Origin of the sequence: Caballeronia sp. GAWG2-1, from assembly GCF_023631405.1 — a bacterium.
Classification (GTDB): Bacteria; Pseudomonadota; Gammaproteobacteria; order Burkholderiales; family Burkholderiaceae; genus Caballeronia.
The window spans coordinates 86,840-104,270 of record NZ_JALQDD010000007.1; the positions used below are offsets into that span (position 1 = coordinate 86,840).

A 17,431-nucleotide genomic window follows, 5' to 3' on the forward strand; every position below is an offset into this window, starting at 1 on the left:
TAGTTCGATGTACCCATGCGGGCTGTTTTCAGGAAGTCAGGAAGCGAGCCCCGAGTCGATGCGCACCGCTCCGGACAGAACCTTGTGCATCGGACACGCATTGGCGATTTGCAAGAGGCGTTCCCGCTGTTCGGCATCGAGCGCGCCCGTGAGCGCGATCTGCCTGTCGATGATCGTGCCGTCTGCCGTGCTCTTCATCGACAATTCGACGTGCACCGCTTCGAGCGGCCAACCCTTGCGCTTCGCGTACATGCGAAGCGTGATCGAGGTGCACGCACCCAGGCTCGATAGCAGCAGCGACGCAGGCTCCGGACCGGTGTCCGCGCCGCCGAGGCTCGCGGGTTCATCGGCGACCCAGCCATGCGTGCCGTCGCGCAATTGCACCTGATAGTCGGCAGCGCCGATGCTGGCGGTCACGGAAGATCCGGAAGACATGCGTCGCTCCTATGAATGGCGATGTACGGCAAGAATAGCGGCGCGAATGAGAGCGGCGCGGCACGAACGGTCATTGTGACGCAATGCGCCCGTTCGTGCCGCGCCGTTTCATCGTGCCGATACGGTTCAGCGATGAATACCGCTCGGTGTGCCTAGTGCGTGATCGCGCCCATGCGGCCTGTCTGATAGTCGGTCACGGCCTGGCGAATTTCATCTTCCGTGTTCATGACGAACGGACCGTAGCGCACCACAGGTTCCTTGAGCGGCACGCCGCCGATGAGCAACACTTCGACGGGTTCATCGCCGGCGGCGAGAATGATCGTGTCGCCATCGTCCTTGAACGAGATCATCTGCTGTTTGCGTACCGGTTGACCCTGCGGCCCATAGAGACCGACGCCCGACAACGGATACGCGAACACGCGAAAATCCCGCGGCACGTGATGCTCGACCCTTGCCCCAGGTTGCAGCGAAAAGTGCTGATAAAGAATCGGCGTACGTGTTTCGATGGCGGCTTTCACGCCGAGCGCTTCGCCCGCGATGACCTTCACGCGCACCTTGCCGTCGTCGCTCGTCGCGACGGGAATCTGCGCCGACGCGATCTCTTGATAATGCGGCGTCGTCATCTTGTCGCGCTTCGGCAAATTCACCCACAATTGCAGGCCGTGCACGCGGCCACCGCGTCGCGTGAATTCCTCGCCAGGCATCTCGCTATGAATGACGCCCGCGCCGGCGGTCATCCACTGCACGTCGCCGGGACGTAATGTGCCGGAATGGCCGGCCGAATCCTTGTGACCGAACTCGCCTTCGAGCATGTAGGTGACCGTTTCGAAGCCGCGATGCGGATGATCCGGCGCGCCCTTGGCTTCGCCCGGAGCGTAATCGGTCGGGCCCATTTCATCGAGGAGAAGGAACGGGTCGAAGTCCATGAGAAGACGCGTCGGAAACGGGCGATGCACGACGAAGCCGCCGCCTTCAACCGTGCGCGTTGCGGGAATGATGCTGGAAATGGTACGGCTCATGATCGGAATGCCTCGCGTCACCAAAAGGGAAATAGCGATATTTGTAGAACGTGGGGATATTATATGTGCCGGATTTAGCGATAAAAGACCTCGTGGCGCAATGGATTGTCCCGCCACGGATAACGAACTCGAACGAACCGAACGTCCCATGAAAGTCGATTCGCACGATCTGAACGATCTGATGTACTTTTCGCACGTCGTCGAACACGGCGGTTTTTCGGCGGCCGAGCGCGTGCTGGGCATCTCCAAGTCGCGCTTGTCGCGGCGCGTGTCGGAGCTGGAGGCGTCGCTAGGCGTGCGCCTTTTGCAGCGCTCCACGCGCAAGCTTGCGCTGACCGAGGCGGGGCAGCTTTTCTATCAACACTGTCAGGCAATGCTCGTGGAGGCGCAGGCCGCCGTCAACGTGGTGCAAAGCCTGCGTGACTCACCGCGTGGCACGGTGCGCGTGAGCGTCCCGGTGACCATCGCGCAGACGTTTCTGTCGGCGGTGATGCCCGACTTCATGCATCGATTCCCTGAAGTGCGGGTCGTGCTGCGCGTGACCAATCGCGTCGTGGATCTGTTCGAAGACGCGATCGATGTCGCCTTGCGCGTGCGCTCCGAGCCGCCCGTGAGTTCGAATGTGGTCGCGCGTCCGCTGTGGCGCACCGAGCAGATGCTGGTCGCCGCGCCTTCGCTTCTCAAGTCGAACGCGCCGCCGATGACCGCCGCCGAACTCGCGCAATACGACACGCTCGATGTGCCATCGGCGGATGGCCGCCATGTGTATCGACTGATCGCGCCCGATGGCACGCGTCACGAGTTCGAGCACGAGCCGCGTCTCGTCACCGCCGATCTCTCGATGATCCGCGAAGCCGTCATGCGCGGCGTCGGCATCGCGGCGCTGCCCGAGATGATGTACGGCGCGCCGCTCAGAACCGGCCAGCTTTCGCCCGTGATGCCCGGCTGGACATTTCCGTCGCCGCAACTCTATGCGGTTTTCCTGACGCGGCAGGGCATGGTCCCGGCCGTACGGGCGTTCGTCGATTTTCTGGTGGAGTCGATCGAAGGCGGCAAACGCTTCCCCGGAGAATGTCCTGTCAACGAACAGCCGGAACGCGAAACGGTTTGATCGCAATCGGCGCGCGGCATCATTTATGTCATTGAAGCGCGCGCTTGCGATGGACAGATTCAATCGCCGAAACCTTGTTTGCGGGAATGGCCGGCGTTATATTGAAATTCCTTTCGCTAAGGAGCTTCTTATGCGGAAACTGACGGCTACTCTGATAGTTAGCCTGATAGGGCTGATCGCGCTGTCCGTGTCAACGACGGCTGCCGCATGTGGCGATTCTTCCGGCTCGGGCTATTCGAGTCCCAAGTAATTGCCTTGCCCGAATGCGCCGAGTGCGCAATAAAAAAGGCCTTCATCCGACGATGAAGGCCTTTTACTTTTTGCGGCTGTGTTGCGCGCTGCTTTAATTGCCGCCGGCTTTCGGTTCGGTCACGAAACCGATCTTCGTGAGTCCGCCCGCCTGAGCCGCGGACATGAGATCGGCCACGCGTTCGTACGCCACCTTGCGATCCGCGCGCAGATGAATCTCCGGCTGCGGGTTTTGCTGCGAAGCCTGCGCAATGCGCGCCTTGAGCGTCGCGTCGTCGATTTTCTGCTCGTCCCAGACGATCGTGCCATCGGCTTGAATCGCGACGTCCACATGCGACGGCTTTTCGTCTTGCGGCTGGCTGCTTGCGTGCGGCAGGTCGATCTTCACGGCGTGATGCATCGCGGGGATGGTCACGAGGAAAATGATGAGGAGCACCAGCATGACGTCGACGAGCGGCGTCATGTTGATCTCGCTCATCATGCCGTCGTCTTCATCGCCGGCGAAAGGGCTCATGGCCATCTTGAACCTCCGCTTACGATGCGCGCGTCGCGAGACGCAGGCTTTCGGACGTGGCGTCCTTGGTGCGCTTGGACGACGACAGCTTCGAGCCGGTCACGAAGAAGGCGTGCAAGCCGTGCGCGAAGCGGTTCAGCTTCGTCACGACGCTCTTGTTCGCGCGCGTGAGGGCGTTGTAGCCGAGCACGGCAGGGATCGCGACGAAGAGACCGAAGGCCGTCATGATGAGCGACTCGCCCACCGGACCCGCCACTTGGTCGATCGACGTCTGGCCCGTCGCGCCAATTGTCAGGAGCGCGTGATAAATGCCCCAGACAGTACCGAACAGCCCGACGAACGGCGCCGTACTGCCGATCGATGCCAGCACGGCGAGCCCTGCCTGCATGCGGCCGACGCTTTCATCCATGACGTCTTTCAGGCATCGCGTGATCCACTCCGACACATCCATGCGGTCGTGCAGATGCGGCTGCGTCTGATGATGATGCTCGGACGCTTCCTGACCGGCCAGCGCCAGCGCGAGGTACGGGTTGTCAGCCGGATTCGACGACTGGCTGCTGATTTTCTTGATGCCGTCATTGAAGTCGTCGGAATGCCAGAAGGCCTGATCGGCGTTCTTCGTGAGGCGTTTGAGACGCAGCACATTCCATCCCTTGACGACGATCACGGTCCACGAAAGCACCGACATGATGACGAGCGCCAGCGCGATACCGCGTGTGACGAAGTCGCCTTGCGCCCAGACGTGCGCAATCCCGTAGTTGTTCATTTCCAGTTCCTGTTTCTATAAAAAGCCGGTCAGTCGTTCAGACTGAATACGAATGGCACCGTGGCGGTTGCCCGAATGGCCTCGCCATTCTCTTTGTAAGGACTGCACGCGCTGCTGCGCACGGCGTCGAGCGCCGCGTCGTCGAGGCGCTGCGAGCCGCTGCTCTTTTGCAGCGTCACATTCTCGATTTTGCCCGTAATACCGACCGTCAGCTTGACGAGCGAGGTGCCGGTTTCGCCGCGACGCCGCGACATCGCCGGATAATCCGGCTGCGCGATGTTGCAGCTCAGACGCGCGACGTTCTTTGGCGCGGCCAGATCCATCGTCGGTTTTCCGATCGCGGGCGCGGCCGGCGCGGCGGGCGCTGGCGCGGGCGGTGTCGGGGCCGGCGGTGTGGGATCGGGCGCGGGCGCGGCGATTTGCGAGGGCGTCTCGCGCACCGGCATCGGCGTGGGCTTCGGCTCGACCTTGGGTTTGACCTTCGGTTTAGGCTGCGGCTTTGGAACCGGTTTCGGCGGCTCGGGAGTCGGTGGCGACTGCACGGCGACAGGCTGCGGCGCGGGCGCCGGCGTTTCGCTGATCAGCTGCGCGGTGATCGTCTTCGCTTCGACGGGGCGCGGCAGCGGCTCGCGATGCATGGTGAGCGCCACGCCGAAGAGCGCGGCGTGAATCGCCAGCACGGCGACGCACGCGGCCACCACGCGCGGGTTCAGATTGCTCGGCGTCGTCGTGTCGAATACAGCGGGGGAGGTTGTCGGGGACTGCATTCTTATTCGCTGCTTGCGGTGTTGCCAGTAGCGCGGCCATCGAAGTTACGTAGGTTCGCTGGTTCGGCGCGGAAGAAACCAAACGACATCATTTTCTGAAAATAATGAGGGATATGAATAGAGTAGCCACGAAACCAATCAGCAATTCCATCTTTCCCTCCTTAAGGGCAAAGAGTTGCGTGGCTGGCGTAGGTGATCGGAACCTGGCTTGCGATAAGCGATCAAGAAACCAAGCGGCGCGCTTCGCCGACAGCGGGGCGCCGAGCGCTATCTCGGTCGCGCCCGCGTAACTCAGGCAGCCTGGCGTTCGTAGAACGTGAGCGGCGCGACTGGCGCATGTTCGCGCTGTTCCATTCCACAGCGCGACGCGCAGACACCGCTCGTCGCCATGACGTCGCGCACGCTTGCTTCGCACTTCCCGCAGCATAGCGCGACCCCAAGCTCGAACTGGAGCTCGTCGAAGGATTCCATTCCATCGGCGATGGCGGAGCGGATCTTACGGTCGGAAACTGCTTTGCAGACACAGACGATCATGGTCGTTCGCGATAGCTTGCGTTAATGCGAATTATTATCATTCAGTAAGACGCTCTTGGCAAGCCGGGTTCTGTGTTTTTTGTAACACAGCGCGTGTGTTAGCCGATTTATTGCTTAGGAGCGTTTGCTGGTGGGGCTCCGACGGCTATGACGCCCCGGAAAAACCCTTAGACGATGTCGGGTTCGGCAAGGCGCGTGCGTCGCGAAGGGATCAGCACGTGCTCAACGCTGGCGTCGAGATGCAGAAGCGATGCCGCAAGCTGACGCTGGGATTCGCCGTCGGCGGTCGAGCAGAAGCGCGGCATGGATTCCACCGCAGCCGATGAGTTTTTCAGCGCGTTCGTTTCCAGCAGACGGTCGAGCTGGCGCGCGATGGCGACGCTGGTATCGACGAGTTGCAGCCGTTCGCCGGCGATCTCGCGAATGGCGCGGTCGAGAAACGGATAGTGCGTGCAGCCGAGCACCAGAGTATCCGCGCCGGCTTCGAGCATGGGCGCGAGGTAGCCTTCGAGCAGCGCCATGAGTTCCGGCGACGACGTATCGCAGCGTTCGACGGCCTGCACGAGACCGTGTCCCGGCTGGCAGATGAAGCGGCAATCGCCCGCATAACGTTCGAGCAGCAACTGGAAGCGCGCGCTGCGCAAGGTCACCGCGGTTGCCAACACGCCGACGACGCGCGTCTTGGAAACAGCGGCGGCGGGCTTCACGCCCGGTTCGACGCCCACGAGCGGAATGGAAAGCCGCTCGCGCACGAGCGCGATCGATTGCGCGGTTGCCGTATTGCATGCGACGACGAGCGCTTTGGCGCCTTGCGCGACAAGCCATTCGCCGATAGCCATGGTGCGGTCGACGATGAAATCGTCATCGCGCTCGCCGTAGGGCGCGTACAACGAGTCCGCGACATAGACGAGCCGCTCGTGCGGAAGCAACGCCCGCACCGCACGCAGCACCGACAAGCCGCCGAGACCGGAATCGAAAATGCCGACCGGCGCGCTCGCGTTTGTCGGAGCACGCGCGTTCGGCATGATTGTGGGTACGACAACTACTGACATTGCGGACAGATATTTACTCGCCTTCGCCCATCATAGTCTGCTGGTAGTTCTGGATGCCAACCTTGTCGATCAGATCCAGTTGCGTTTCCAGCCAGTCGATGTGTTCCTCGGTGTCGTTCAGGATCTTGTCGAAGATATCGCGCGAGACGAAATCGCGCACCGATTCGCAATAGGCAATCGCCTCCTTGCACGTGGACTGCGAAATCTGTTCGAGCTTCAGGTCGCACTCGAGGATTTCCTTGGTCTCTTCGCCGATAAGTAGCTTGTGCAGGTCTTGCAGGTTCGGCAGACCGTCGAGCATGAACACGCGCTGGATGAGCCAGTCGGCGTGTTTCATTTCGCCAATCGATTCGTCGTACTCATGCTTGCCGAGCTTTTCCAGGCCCCAGTGCTTGTACATCCGCGCGTGCAGGAAGTATTGATTGATCGCGGTCAGTTCATTTTTCAACTGCGCGTTCAGATATTCGATGACTTTAGCGTCGCCTTTCATGATTGTTCCTTTTCATAGCGTGGGGCATCCCGCAAAGATAAACGTTCTTAACGGCTCTGCCAAGGATGAGTGAATCTTTTTTAATTGCGATAAAACTGAGAATGGAAATCCTTCTCGATACCGCTTCTCCAAAACAAAAGAGCCGGACGCGCGGTCCGGCTCTTCATTGGCCGCGATCCGCGCGGCCTCGATCGATCAGACCGTCGCGACGGGAATCTTGCCGATCTTCGCCTGCCATTCGGCGGGACCCGTCTTGTGTACCGACGTGCCTTGCGAATCGACGGCGACCGTCACCGGCATGTCCCGCACGTCGAATTCGTAGATGGCTTCCATGCCGAGGTCTTCGAACGCCAGCACCTTCGCTTCGCGGATGGCTTTGGAGACGAGATATGCCGCGCCGCCCACGGCCATCAGATACGCCGCGTAGTGCTTCTTGATGGCCTCGATGGCGACAGGCCCGCGTTCGGCCTTGCCGATCATCGAGATGAGGCCGGTTTGCGCGAGCATCATCTCCGTGAACTTGTCCATGCGCGTGGCCGTGGTCGGGCCGGCGGGACCGACGGCTTCGTCGCGCACCGGGTCGACCGGGCCGACGTAATAGATCACGCGGTTGGTGAAATCGACCGGAAGTTTTTCGCCCTTGGCGAGCATGTCGGCAATGCGCTTGTGCGCCGCGTCGCGGCCCGTGAGCATCTTGCCCGACAAGAGCAAAGTCTGACCCGGCTTCCAGGAAGCCACTTCTTCCGGCGTCAGTGTGTTCAGATCGACGCGCTTGCTGGTTTCCGTGTTCGGCGCCCAGGTCACGTCCGGCCACGCGTCGAGCGGCGGCGCTTCGAGCTTCGCCGCGCCCGAGCCGTCGAGCGTGAAGTGAGCGTGACGCGTGGCCGCGCAGTTCGGAATGATCGCGATGGGCTTGGACGCCGCGTGCGTCGGCGCCGCCATGATCTTCACGTCGAGCACGGTGGCAAGCCCGCCCAAACCTTGCGCGCCGATACCAAGCGCATTCACCTTCTCGTGCAGTTCCACGCGCAGTTCTTCGATCCAGTCCCGCGGTCCGCGCGCGATGACGTCCTGAATGTCGATGGGGTCCATGAGCGATTCCTTGGCCATCAGCATCGCCTTTTCCGCCGTGCCGCCGATGCCGATACCGAGCATGCCTGGCGGACACCAGCCCGCGCCCATCGTCGGCACGGTCTTGATGATCCAGTCGACGATGGAATCCGACGGATTCAGCATCGCGAACTTAGACTTGTTTTCCGAGCCGCCGCCCTTGGCCGCGACCTGCACGTCGACCTTGTCGCCGGGCACGATCTCGTAGTGGATCACGGCGGGCGTGTTGTCCTTCGTGTTTTTGCGCGCGCCTTCGGGCGGGCTCACGATGGACGCGCGCAGCACGTTGTCCGGGTTCAGGTAACCGCGGCGCACGCCTTCGTTGATCATGTCGGTGACGCTCATCGTCGCGCCGTCCCAACGCACGTCCATGCCAACCTTGACGAACACGGTCACGATGCCCGTGTCCTGGCAGATCGGACGCTTGCCTTCCGCGCACATGCGGCTATTGGTCAGGATCTGCGCGATGGCGTCCTTCGCAGCCGGGCTTTCCTCCAGCTCGTAGGCGCGGCCGAGCGCCTGAATGTAGTCGAGCGGATGGTAATAGCTGATGTATTGCAGCGAGTCGGCAATACTCTGGATCAGGTCTTCCTGCTTGATGACGGTCATGGCTTGGGCTTTTCGGGGACGAATATATTTGTGCGTTCTGATGACGCCTGAGGCTCAGTCGAGCGCGCTTCGGGGCGCGACTTCGCTGTGAAAATGTGCGGGATGCGTATGCGTGGTCAGCTTGTCGACGTACGCCATGATGAGCGCCGAGAACAGGAAGGCCATGTGGATGATCACCTGCCACAGCACCGTATGAAACGTATGCTGGTCCGGGTTGATAAAGGTTTTGAGAAGATGGATCGACGAGATGCTGATGAGCGCCATCGAGAGCTTGACCTTCAGCACGCCCGCGTTGACGTGGTCGAGCCATTCGGGCTCGTCGGGATGACCTTCCACGCCCAAACGCGACACGAAGGTTTCGTAGCCGCCGACGATCACCATGATCAGCAGGTTCGAGATCATCACCACGTCGATGAGGCCGAGCACGACCAGCATGATGTTGGTTTCATCGAGCGTCATTGCGTGCGTGACGAGATGCCAGACTTCCTTCAGAAACAGCACGACGTACACGCCTTGCGCGACGATCAAGCCCAGATACAGCGGCACCTGCAGCCAGCGGCTCATGAAGATGATTTTCGGCAGCGCCTTCATCGAGCCGGGTTGGACGCGCGAGTCGGGTGTGTGCTTGGAAGCGGGCATGGGCGGCTTGTCGGTCGGCTGTCGGACGAGGAAAGGGAAGAAGCAACGAACAGGAAACGCGCGCGGGTCGTGGACCCGCGCTCAGGAAGCCCGCCATTGTAGCAAGTTGTATGTGACGATCCGCCCGGCTTTCAAAATGCGCGCGTGTCGGCGCGACTACTCGGCAACCGATACCGCCGCGCGCGTCTTCATGCTCGCGAGCCCGATGCCCGCGACCACGCAGGCGAGTGCGACGCCATGCGCGATACTCGGCCGCTCCCCGAGAAACGCGATGCCGTAGATCGCGGCGGCAATCGGCAGCACGGCGCAGAACACGCCGGCGAGACTGCCGTCCACATGGCGGATGCCTTTCATCCACAGCCAGAACGAGAAGATGCTCGCCGCGAGTCCATACCAGAGTACGAGCGCCCAGGTGAGCGGTTCGACGCCGCGCCAGTCGAACGCAACAAACGAAGCCGCGCCGAACGGCAGCATCAGCACGAAGCCTATGCCATGCGTATAAGCGCAGATGTCGATGGCCGGCAGCGTTTGCGTCAGACGCCGCGACAGGATCACATAGAGCGACTCGCAGCACACCGCGCCGAGCACCATCAGATTGCCCGTGAGCGAGCCCGCGCTGCCGTCGGCGTAGGCATCGCCACTTTGCACGACGTTGATGACGAGCACGCCCGCAATCGCAAGCGCGATCGATGCGAACGCGCGTCCGCTCGGCTTCTCCTTGAGAAAGAGCCACGAGAAGAGCGCGACGACAGCCGGAATCGTGCTCGTGATGACGCCCGCCGCGACCGCGCTCGTGCGTGCGACGCCATTCAACATCAGAAGCGTGAAGCCGAATGTGCCGAAGAATGCCTGCAGAAAGAGGTTGATCCATTCGCCGCGCGCGACCTGCCTCATCTTGGGGAGCCGGAAGAGCGGCCAAAGGACCAAGAGGGCGATCACGAAGCGCAGAAGCGCGAAGAGCGGAACGGGAACGGACGCGACGATGGACTTGCCGATACCGACGTTGCTTCCGACGAGCAGCATGGCTGCGATGAGTAAAAGGGCGTAGCGATTCAAGCTGGAATCCGCACTGCGAGTTCAGTTACGATTGTGGGGACGCATTGTAATTGAAGCCGCCGCGACTCCGCGTATACCCCGTGCCTCTTGACCGGCGCGCGTAAGAAGCGGGTAAGTTGAACGGCATATCTTGGAGTACATGCGGGATGGCAGCGCTTTACGAGCGAAGCCGTTCCTGGAAAGGAGACAAGGTTCGGCCGGGAACGAAGCACGCTTTCCGGCTTTCGAACTTCATAACATGCGGCACGCGATAGCAACGAAGCGCGCCGCCGGCTTTTGGAATCACCATCAGAGAGGTTGTCGATGTCTGCGATCGAATCGGTTCTTCAGGAAAAACGCGTATTCCCGCCGTCTGCGAAAGCATCGGCGGGCGCGGCCATCTCCGGCATGGAGGCTTACAAGGCGCTCGTCGCCGAAGCCGAACGCGATTACGAAGGTTTCTGGGCGCGGCTCGCGCGCGAAACGCTGTCATGGCACAAGCCCTTTGCCCGCGTGCTCGACGAATCCAAGGCGCCGTTCTACAAGTGGTTCGAAGACGGCGAGTTGAACGCTTCGTATAACTGTCTGGATCGCCATGTCGAAGCGGGCCGCGGCGGCGACAACGCCATCATCTTCGAAGCCGACGACGGCACGGTCACCAACGTCACGTATCAGGACTTGCTCGACCGCGTATGCGGTCTGGCCAATGCACTCAAAAAGCGCGGCGTGAAGAAGGGCGATCGCGTGGTGATCTATCTGCCGATGTCGGTGCAAGGCGTGGTCGCCATGCAGGCTTGCGTGCGGATCGGCGCGACGCATTCGGTCGTGTTCGGCGGCTTCTCGTCGAAGTCGCTCAACGAACGTCTCGTCGATGTCGGCGCGGTCGCGCTCATCACCGCCGACGAGCAGATGCGCGGCGGCAAGGCGTTGCCGCTCAAGAGCATCGCCGATGAAGCGCTCGCGGCCGGCGGCTGCGAGGCGGTGAAGAACGTCATCGTGTATCGCCGCACGGGCGGCAAGGTGCAATGGACCGAAGGACGCGACTCCTGGCTGCACGACGTAGTCGAGAATGAACCGGCGACGTGCGAGCCGGAATGGGTGAGCGCGGAGCATCCGCTCTTCATTCTGTACACGTCGGGTTCCACGGGCAAGCCGAAGGGCGTCCAGCACAGCACGGCTGGCGTGTTGCTGTGGGCCGCGCAGACCATGAAGTGGACCTTCGACATGAAGCCGGGCGATGTCTTCTGGTGTACGGCGGACATCGGCTGGATCACGGGACATAGTTACATTGCGTACGGGCCGCTCGCCATTGGAGCGACGCAAGTCATGTTCGAAGGCGTGCCCACGTATCCGCACGCGGGCCGTTTCTGGGAGATGATCGCGCGCCACAAGGTCACGATCTTCTACACGGCGCCGACTGCGATCCGCTCGCTCATCAAGGTCTCGGAAGCGGATCAGAAGGTCCATCCGAAGAGTTTCGATTTGTCGAGCCTGCGCATTCTCGGCACCGTCGGCGAGCCGATCAATCCCGAAGCGTGGATGTGGTATCACGAGAACGTGGGCGGCGGGCAGTGTCCTATCGTCGACACCTGGTGGCAGACCGAAACCGGCGGCCACATGATCACGCCGCTGCCGGGCGCGACGCCGCTCGTGCCGGGGTCGTGCACGTTGCCGTTGCCGGGCATCATGGCCGCTATCGTCGATGAAACCGGCCAGGACGTGCCAAACGGACAAGGCGGCATTCTGGTGGTCAAGCGTCCGTGGCCGTCCATGCTGCGCAACGTCTGGGGCGACCCGGACCGCTACAAGTCGAGCTACTTTCCCGAGGAACTCGGCGGCAAGGTGTATCTCGCGGGCGATGGCGCCGTGCGCGACAAGGACACCGGTTATTTCACGATCATGGGCCGTATCGACGACGTGCTGAACGTCTCCGGTCATAGGCTCGGGACGATGGAGATCGAATCGGCGCTGGTTGCGAACCCGATGGTCGCGGAGGCGGCAGTCGTCGGCCGTCCGGACGACACGACCGGTGAAGCCGTCGTGGCGTTCGTCGTGCTCAAGCGCGATCGTCCTGAGGGCGATGAAGCGAAGCAGATTGCCAACGAGCTTCGCAATTGGGTTGGCAAGGAGATCGGACCGATCGCCAAGCCGAAGGACATTCGCTTCGGTGAGAATTTGCCGAAGACGCGTTCGGGCAAGATCATGCGGCGTCTGCTGCGTTCGCTCGCGAAGGGCGAGCAGATCACGCAGGATGTTTCGACGCTCGAGAATCCGGCGATTCTGGATCAGCTCGGCGAGGCGCGTTGATTGACGGTTTGCGATGTGTCGCGCACGTCAAGGCGCGCGCCGCATCGCGTTTAGCCGCATGCCGTGATTGCGGTTTAGCTCGATCGACGAGGGCAGGTACGTGAGCCTCTCCGTCTCCGTGCCATTCCATTCGGTCGTCTCGGCAGCGGACTCGTCCAGCCAGGGCAAACGCAGTTAGATTCGAACTCGATCCGCGTCCGCCCATCCCATCCCGCTGTAGTCCCCGATTGCCGATACCATGCGGTTTTGGTAAATAACCGCATGGTCATGCCGCCGCCCGCCGATTCCGCGCCACCCACGCTTCCCGCTCCGCCGCTCGTGCCGGCGGCAATGGCGCGCGCGCAGCGGGCGTATTGGCGCTTCAATATCGCGTTGATCGGCGTGCTGCTCACGATCGGTTTCGTCGTCTCGTTCGGCGTGCCGCTTTTCGCGCAGCGTCTCGCGCACGTGCGCGTCGCGGGCTTTCCGCTGCCGTTCTACTTCGGGGCGCAAGGCGCGATACTCGTCTATGTCGCGTTGATCCTCGTCTATATCGTGCTGATGCAGATTGCCGATGCGCGTCTGTTGCGCGCTGCCGCGTTATCGGCGAGACAAGACGCAATGGACGCGGCCGCGCGATGAAGCTCACGAACCGGCTGATCCTCGCCTACGCGCTCTATACGCTCGGGTTTTTGCTCTTTATCTTTCTGATGGAGCGCATCGAGCGCACGACCGGGCCGGGCATGTGGATAGGCTACGTGTTCCTGTTCGTGCCGATCGCGGTGTATGCGGTCATCGGACTGCTTTCGCGCACGTCCGATCTCGTCGAATACTATGTCGCGGGCCGGCGCGTGCCGTCGGCGTTCAATGGCATGGCGACCGCGGCGGACTGGCTGTCGGCGGCGTCGTTCATCGGACTCGCGGGATCGATCTATGCAAGCGGCTACGACGGCCTCGCCTACGTGATGGGCTGGACCGGCGGCTACTGCCTCGTCGCGTTCCTGCTCGCGCCGTACGTGCGCAAACTCGCGCGCTACACCATTCCCGACTTCCTCGGCACGCGCTTTTCCAGCAACCTCGTGCGCGCGCTCGCGGCCATCGCGGCGATACTCTGCTCGTTCGTCTATCTCGTCGCGCAGATTCAGGGCATCGGGTTGATCGCGTCGCGCTTTATCGGCATCGAGTTTTCCATCGGCATCTTTTGCGGGCTCGCGGGCATTCTCGTGTGCTCCTTTCTGGGCGGCATGCGCGCGGTGACGTGGACGCAGGTCGCGCAGTACATCATTCTGATCAGCGCGATGCTGATTCCCGTGTCGATGATCGCGCATCGCGAAGGCCTTGGCTGGCTGCCGCAACTCAACTATGGCCGCGTGATGGAGCGAGTCGAAGCCCTCGAGCGCGAAGTCGCGGCGTCACCCGACGAAGCGCGCGTGCGGATGGATTATCAGCGTCAGGCGGCGCGAATGCAGCAGCGTATCGACGCGCTGCCGAAGTCGTTCTTCGACGAACACGGCCGTCTCCTCAACGAAGTCGCGGACCTGCGCCGGCATAACGGACCGCTGCGCGAAATCAACGAGCGCGAGCGCGAACTGGCTTCGTTCCCCCGCGATCCCGCGGATGCGAAAGTCAAGTGGGCGCGCGAACGCGATGCCCTGACCGAGCGCGTCGCGGCTCCGGTTTCGATGGTCGAAGCCTTCGCGCCGGACTCCGCGAGCGATGAGACGCCGCGCTCGCATCAACTCAACTTCTTGTCGCTGCTGCTGTGCCTGTCGATCGGCACGGCCAGTCTGCCGCACATCCTCACGCGCTATAACACGACCACATCGGTGGCATCGGCGCGGCGCTCGGTTGGCTGGACCTTGTTCTTCGTGGCGCTGTTTTATTTGACCGTGCCGGTGCTCGCGGTGCTCATCAAGCACGAGATTCTGACGGGCATTGTCGGCCACCGGTTCGCGGACCTGCCGCAGTGGGTCACGCAATGGCGGCGCGTGGAGCCGTATCTCATCCATATCAGCGATGTGAATGGCGATGGCATCGTGCGTTGGGCGGGAATCCAGATGCAGCCCGACATGGTCGTGCTCGCCGCGCCGGAGATCGCGGGCTTGCCGTACGTGATATCGGGATTGATCGCGGCGGGCGCGCTGGCGGCCGCGCTCTCGACGGCGGATGGCTTGCTGCTGACCATCGCGAATGCGCTTTCGCACGATGTCTATTACTGCATGGTCGATAGGAACGCGACGAGTCAGCGGCGCGTCACCATCTCCAAAATCTTGTTGCTGGGCGTGGCGTTGCTGGCATCGTGGGTGGCGTCGCTCAATACGGGAAATATTCTCTTTCTGGTGGGAGCCGCGTTTTCGCTGGCGGCATCAAGTTTGTTTCCAGCGTTGGTGCTCGGTGTGTTCTGGAAGCGCACCACGCAGCGCGGCGTGGTCGCCGGGATGATTGCCGGGCTTGTCGTGTGCGTGTATTACATCGTGTCGACGTATCCGTTCTTCGTGCAACTGACCGGCTTCGCTGGGAATCGCTGGCTTGGCATCGAGCCGATCAGTTCTGGCGTCTTCGGTGTGCCGGCCGGTTTTGCGGTGGCGATCGTCGTGAGTCTTCTCGACCGGAAGCCGGATGCTTACACGCGCGCGCTCGTCGATTACATTCGACATCCGTAGGGGGTGGCGGGGCGGCGGGAAGTTGGTATAATCGCGGTCTTCCGGAGAGATGGATGAGCGGTTTAAGTCGCACGCCTGGAAAGCGTGTATAGGGTAAAACCTATCGGGGGTTCGAATCCCCCTCTCTCCGCCATAAGAATGCATAAAAGCCCCGTTAACTCAATGCGTTACGGGGCTTTATGTTTTTTTGGCCCATCGCGGGCGCACTTTTCCTCGGCCTTGGCGCCTCAGCGAGCGTATTAAAGCGCGCGGCCAGTACCCAATGGTCCAGGACTCTGTATATGGCTTTGGTGGCTTGTTCTTCATCAGATAACAAGCGCAGGAGTGAGACGAGCCCGGTAAGGACAAACGTTGCGCGTGCCTGATAATAATCGACGCCTGCCGTCATCATGTAGTGCGGTCCGCAATGGCCGGGTTTGCCACTGCGTTCAGATATCGACATCCATCCGGGATACTCTGCGTTGCGCGCGTTCGGCGAAGGCGAGTCTATTGGATCGCGGGTTGCCTTGCTGGCCGTTGCCTTCCTCTTTTCTTTCATGCTGTCTAGCTCCTGTATGAAGCCCGGAGCCGCGCCCTTCGAAGGAAAGGGCGGGCGGGAACAGTGACAAGGTTGGTAGAGCGGGTGAGTACAACCATTATCGGCAACCCTTTCGGGTTCCCTGCCATGTCCCGCCCATAGGCTTGACAAAGCACCATGCGCGAGCGGTCTGTCGCGCTTGGGTTCTATCGCTTCGCTGCATTGTGCGAGCGTCGCGGATTGCAAAGTCACTACAGGCTGCCAAGCCTGTCCCAGCGCAACCACGCGTCAGACTTTTGCAGAATACGATACAAATCCGCAGCGTTGATTCTACGACGCCGTAAAAATTAGTTAAATTTGACGTGTGTCCGTTTGAATCTTGTTATGCGCCGTCGCGCCGCTCGTATGCATCACGATGCCGCTCAAGCCGAGCGAGCATACGAGACAGAAATGAATTACATGCCAAAAATCAAGCATAACGAAACACATCGCGAGGCTCGGTCATGATGCGTCGTATAGCGGTTGTCGGAGACAAGCTCGACAACGATGGCGAAATTTGCTCTTACGAAGGACCGCAATTTCTCGTTCACGGGCATCAAGCCGCTCTAATTGGCGGGGCGGCATACTGCCCCGTCTGCAAAACGACCGGATACATCGCTAAGGTTGGCGGGCCGCGTCGTATGAATTTCTTCATCAGCGAGATTGCAGCCCATGACGACGTGGTTGTATGCGGTTGCTCCGAGCATCCGCGCATCTTCGCCATGCTTGCGGGCGAAGCTTGGTACGACGACATGGCCGAGAGCCTTGGAGTCATCAAACAGCAACTTGCAGCGAACTCGGGCATCCCAGCGGAAATCGCAGAGACTGTCGAACAAATTCGCAGTAAGGACAAGTATGCGAGCTGGTTCTATGTGCAGGACAGCATTACGGGCGAGGCGCTGCGTAACCAAAGTTTCGTCGCTCGAGTAGCAGGAGTTAAACAATCCGGCAAAACGGACGTGAGCGGGTACGCAAAGATTGAAACAGACGGGGAAAGGACTATCGATTTACACGTCGTTTTCTCGTCACCGAAACGCGAACTCAAACCGGGTACAGGGACGTAGGGATATGACCGCAGATTACAACATTGAACACTGGACATCGACTCGTTCGGCGGCGGGACACACCAGAGCCAGCGCAATATCTATATCTGTGAATAATCGAGCCGCAACTCGGCAGGCGATTATCATGCAATTGAAGCAAAAGGGCTACCCGTTACTAGAAAGATCGTCTTGGGGTGCAAAGCCGCCCAAGAACACGCTGACGCCGTCACGCTGGGATTACCGAGATATCGTGATTCACCACGCAGGGCGTAGTTATTCGTGCGCAGTAGGTGAGCACGGGGCGATCGAACAAATGAAGAAGGTTCAGTCCTATGATATGGGCGAGCAAGCATTTGATGACGTTGGTTATCACTATGCCGTTTCATGCCCCGGCGAGGTGATTGAAGCCCGTTACATTCGTTTTACCGGTTCCCATGTGAAAGGGGACAACACAGGCAACTTGTTATTGTCCTGCTCGAATATCTGGCCGAAGCTGGCGAAGCTTGGCAGCAGGAGTACAGCCGGAAATCGCTTTGGCAGAAGTTGAAAGGAT

At 60.9% G+C, this 17,431-nt stretch carries 18 protein-coding genes and 1 tRNA gene; 7 read left to right on the plus strand and 12 right to left on the minus strand.

Going from position 1 to position 17,431, the window contains the following annotated elements; genetic code table 11:
• Positions 1 to 36: 36 nt before the first annotated feature.
• Positions 37 to 435, minus strand: a complete 399-nt coding sequence (locus tag NCR98_RS05200; RefSeq protein WP_244827618.1) for an OsmC family protein — start codon at positions 433 to 435, stop codon at positions 37 to 39.
• Positions 436 to 587: 152 nt separating this feature from the next.
• Positions 588 to 1,454 (minus strand): pirin family protein, encoded by an 867-nt coding sequence (locus NCR98_RS05205; protein WP_250508859.1) that lies wholly within the window; start codon positions 1,452 to 1,454, stop codon positions 588 to 590.
• 148 nt (positions 1,455 to 1,602) lie between these two features.
• On the opposite strand from NCR98_RS05205, the gene NCR98_RS05210 reads away from it, so the two are divergent.
• Positions 1,603 to 2,565, plus strand: coding sequence for a LysR family transcriptional regulator (locus tag NCR98_RS05210; protein WP_250464354.1), 963 nt, complete (start codon positions 1,603 to 1,605; stop codon positions 2,563 to 2,565).
• A 343-nt stretch (positions 2,566 to 2,908) separates the two neighbouring features.
• On the opposite strand, the gene NCR98_RS05215 is transcribed toward NCR98_RS05210, so the two are convergent.
• The 9 genes from NCR98_RS05215 to NCR98_RS05255 all read right to left on the minus strand — a co-directional run bounded on the left by NCR98_RS05215 (position 2,909) and on the right by NCR98_RS05255 (position 10,351).
• Positions 2,909 to 3,334 carry an ExbD/TolR family protein gene (locus NCR98_RS05215; protein WP_244827621.1) on the minus strand — a complete coding sequence of 142 codons (426 nt, stop codon included), beginning with the start codon at positions 3,332 to 3,334 and terminating at the stop codon, positions 2,909 to 2,911.
• A gap of 13 nt (positions 3,335 to 3,347) precedes the next feature.
• A complete protein-coding gene (locus tag NCR98_RS05220) occupies positions 3,348 to 4,094 on the minus strand; it encodes a MotA/TolQ/ExbB proton channel family protein (protein ID WP_244827622.1) in 747 nt (248 codons plus the stop codon).
• A gap of 29 nt (positions 4,095 to 4,123) precedes the next feature.
• Positions 4,124 to 4,861 (minus strand): energy transducer TonB, encoded by a 738-nt coding sequence (locus tag NCR98_RS05225; RefSeq protein WP_244827623.1) that lies wholly within the window; start codon positions 4,859 to 4,861, stop codon positions 4,124 to 4,126.
• A 291-nt stretch (positions 4,862 to 5,152) separates the two neighbouring features.
• On the minus strand, positions 5,153 to 5,395 hold the full coding sequence (locus NCR98_RS05230) for a (2Fe-2S)-binding protein (RefSeq protein WP_250464357.1): 243 nt from the start codon (positions 5,393 to 5,395) through the stop codon (positions 5,153 to 5,155).
• Positions 5,396 to 5,562: 167 nt separating this feature from the next.
• Positions 5,563 to 6,420, minus strand: a complete 858-nt coding sequence (gene murI, locus NCR98_RS05235) for a glutamate racemase (protein WP_244827625.1) — start codon at positions 6,418 to 6,420, stop codon at positions 5,563 to 5,565.
• A 40-nt stretch (positions 6,421 to 6,460) separates the two neighbouring features.
• Positions 6,461 to 6,937: a bacterioferritin gene (gene bfr / locus NCR98_RS05240; RefSeq protein WP_244827626.1), complete on the minus strand. Its 477-nt coding sequence runs from the start codon at positions 6,935 to 6,937 to the stop codon at positions 6,461 to 6,463.
• Between the two features lie 195 nt (positions 6,938 to 7,132).
• Entirely contained in the window at positions 7,133 to 8,656 is a 1,524-nt protein-coding gene (locus NCR98_RS05245) for a fumarate hydratase (protein ID WP_250525678.1), read from the minus strand.
• A gap of 54 nt (positions 8,657 to 8,710) precedes the next feature.
• Positions 8,711 to 9,247, minus strand: a complete 537-nt coding sequence (locus NCR98_RS05250) for a TIGR00645 family protein (RefSeq protein ID WP_404989359.1) — start codon at positions 9,245 to 9,247, stop codon at positions 8,711 to 8,713.
• A gap of 204 nt (positions 9,248 to 9,451) precedes the next feature.
• A complete protein-coding gene (locus NCR98_RS05255; RefSeq protein WP_250525679.1) occupies positions 9,452 to 10,351 on the minus strand; it encodes a DMT family transporter in 900 nt (299 codons plus the stop codon).
• A gap of 303 nt (positions 10,352 to 10,654) precedes the next feature.
• On the opposite strand from NCR98_RS05255, the gene acs reads away from it, so the two are divergent.
• The 4 genes from acs (at position 10,655) to NCR98_RS05275 (ending at position 15,412) form a co-directional block, all read left to right on the plus strand.
• A complete protein-coding gene (gene acs / locus NCR98_RS05260; RefSeq protein ID WP_250525680.1) occupies positions 10,655 to 12,637 on the plus strand; it encodes an acetate--CoA ligase in 1,983 nt (660 codons plus the stop codon).
• A 261-nt stretch (positions 12,638 to 12,898) separates the two neighbouring features.
• On the plus strand, positions 12,899 to 13,258 hold the full coding sequence (locus tag NCR98_RS05265) for a DUF4212 domain-containing protein (RefSeq protein WP_404989057.1): 360 nt from the start codon (positions 12,899 to 12,901) through the stop codon (positions 13,256 to 13,258).
• Positions 13,255 to 15,279: a sodium:solute symporter family protein gene (locus tag NCR98_RS05270; protein ID WP_250525682.1), complete on the plus strand. Its 2,025-nt coding sequence runs from the start codon at positions 13,255 to 13,257 to the stop codon at positions 15,277 to 15,279. The genes NCR98_RS05265 and NCR98_RS05270 overlap by 4 nt, the downstream gene beginning before the upstream one ends.
• A gap of 43 nt (positions 15,280 to 15,322) precedes the next feature.
• A tRNA-Ser gene (locus NCR98_RS05275) sits at positions 15,323 to 15,412 on the plus strand.
• 21 nt (positions 15,413 to 15,433) lie between these two features.
• On the opposite strand, the gene NCR98_RS05280 is transcribed toward NCR98_RS05275, so the two are convergent.
• Complete coding sequence (locus NCR98_RS05280) at positions 15,434 to 15,817, minus strand: hypothetical protein (protein WP_250525683.1); 384 nt, start codon at positions 15,815 to 15,817, stop codon at positions 15,434 to 15,436.
• A 482-nt stretch (positions 15,818 to 16,299) separates the two neighbouring features.
• On the opposite strand from NCR98_RS05280, the gene NCR98_RS05285 reads away from it, so the two are divergent.
• Both NCR98_RS05285 and NCR98_RS05290 read left to right on the plus strand, forming a co-directional pair.
• Entirely contained in the window at positions 16,300 to 16,899 is a 600-nt protein-coding gene (locus tag NCR98_RS05285) for a PAAR domain-containing protein (protein ID WP_250525684.1), read from the plus strand.
• 4 nt (positions 16,900 to 16,903) lie between these two features.
• On the plus strand, positions 16,904 to 17,425 hold the full coding sequence (locus tag NCR98_RS05290) for a peptidoglycan recognition protein family protein (protein ID WP_250525685.1): 522 nt from the start codon (positions 16,904 to 16,906) through the stop codon (positions 17,423 to 17,425).
• The last annotated feature ends 6 nt before the right edge of the window (positions 17,426 to 17,431 follow it).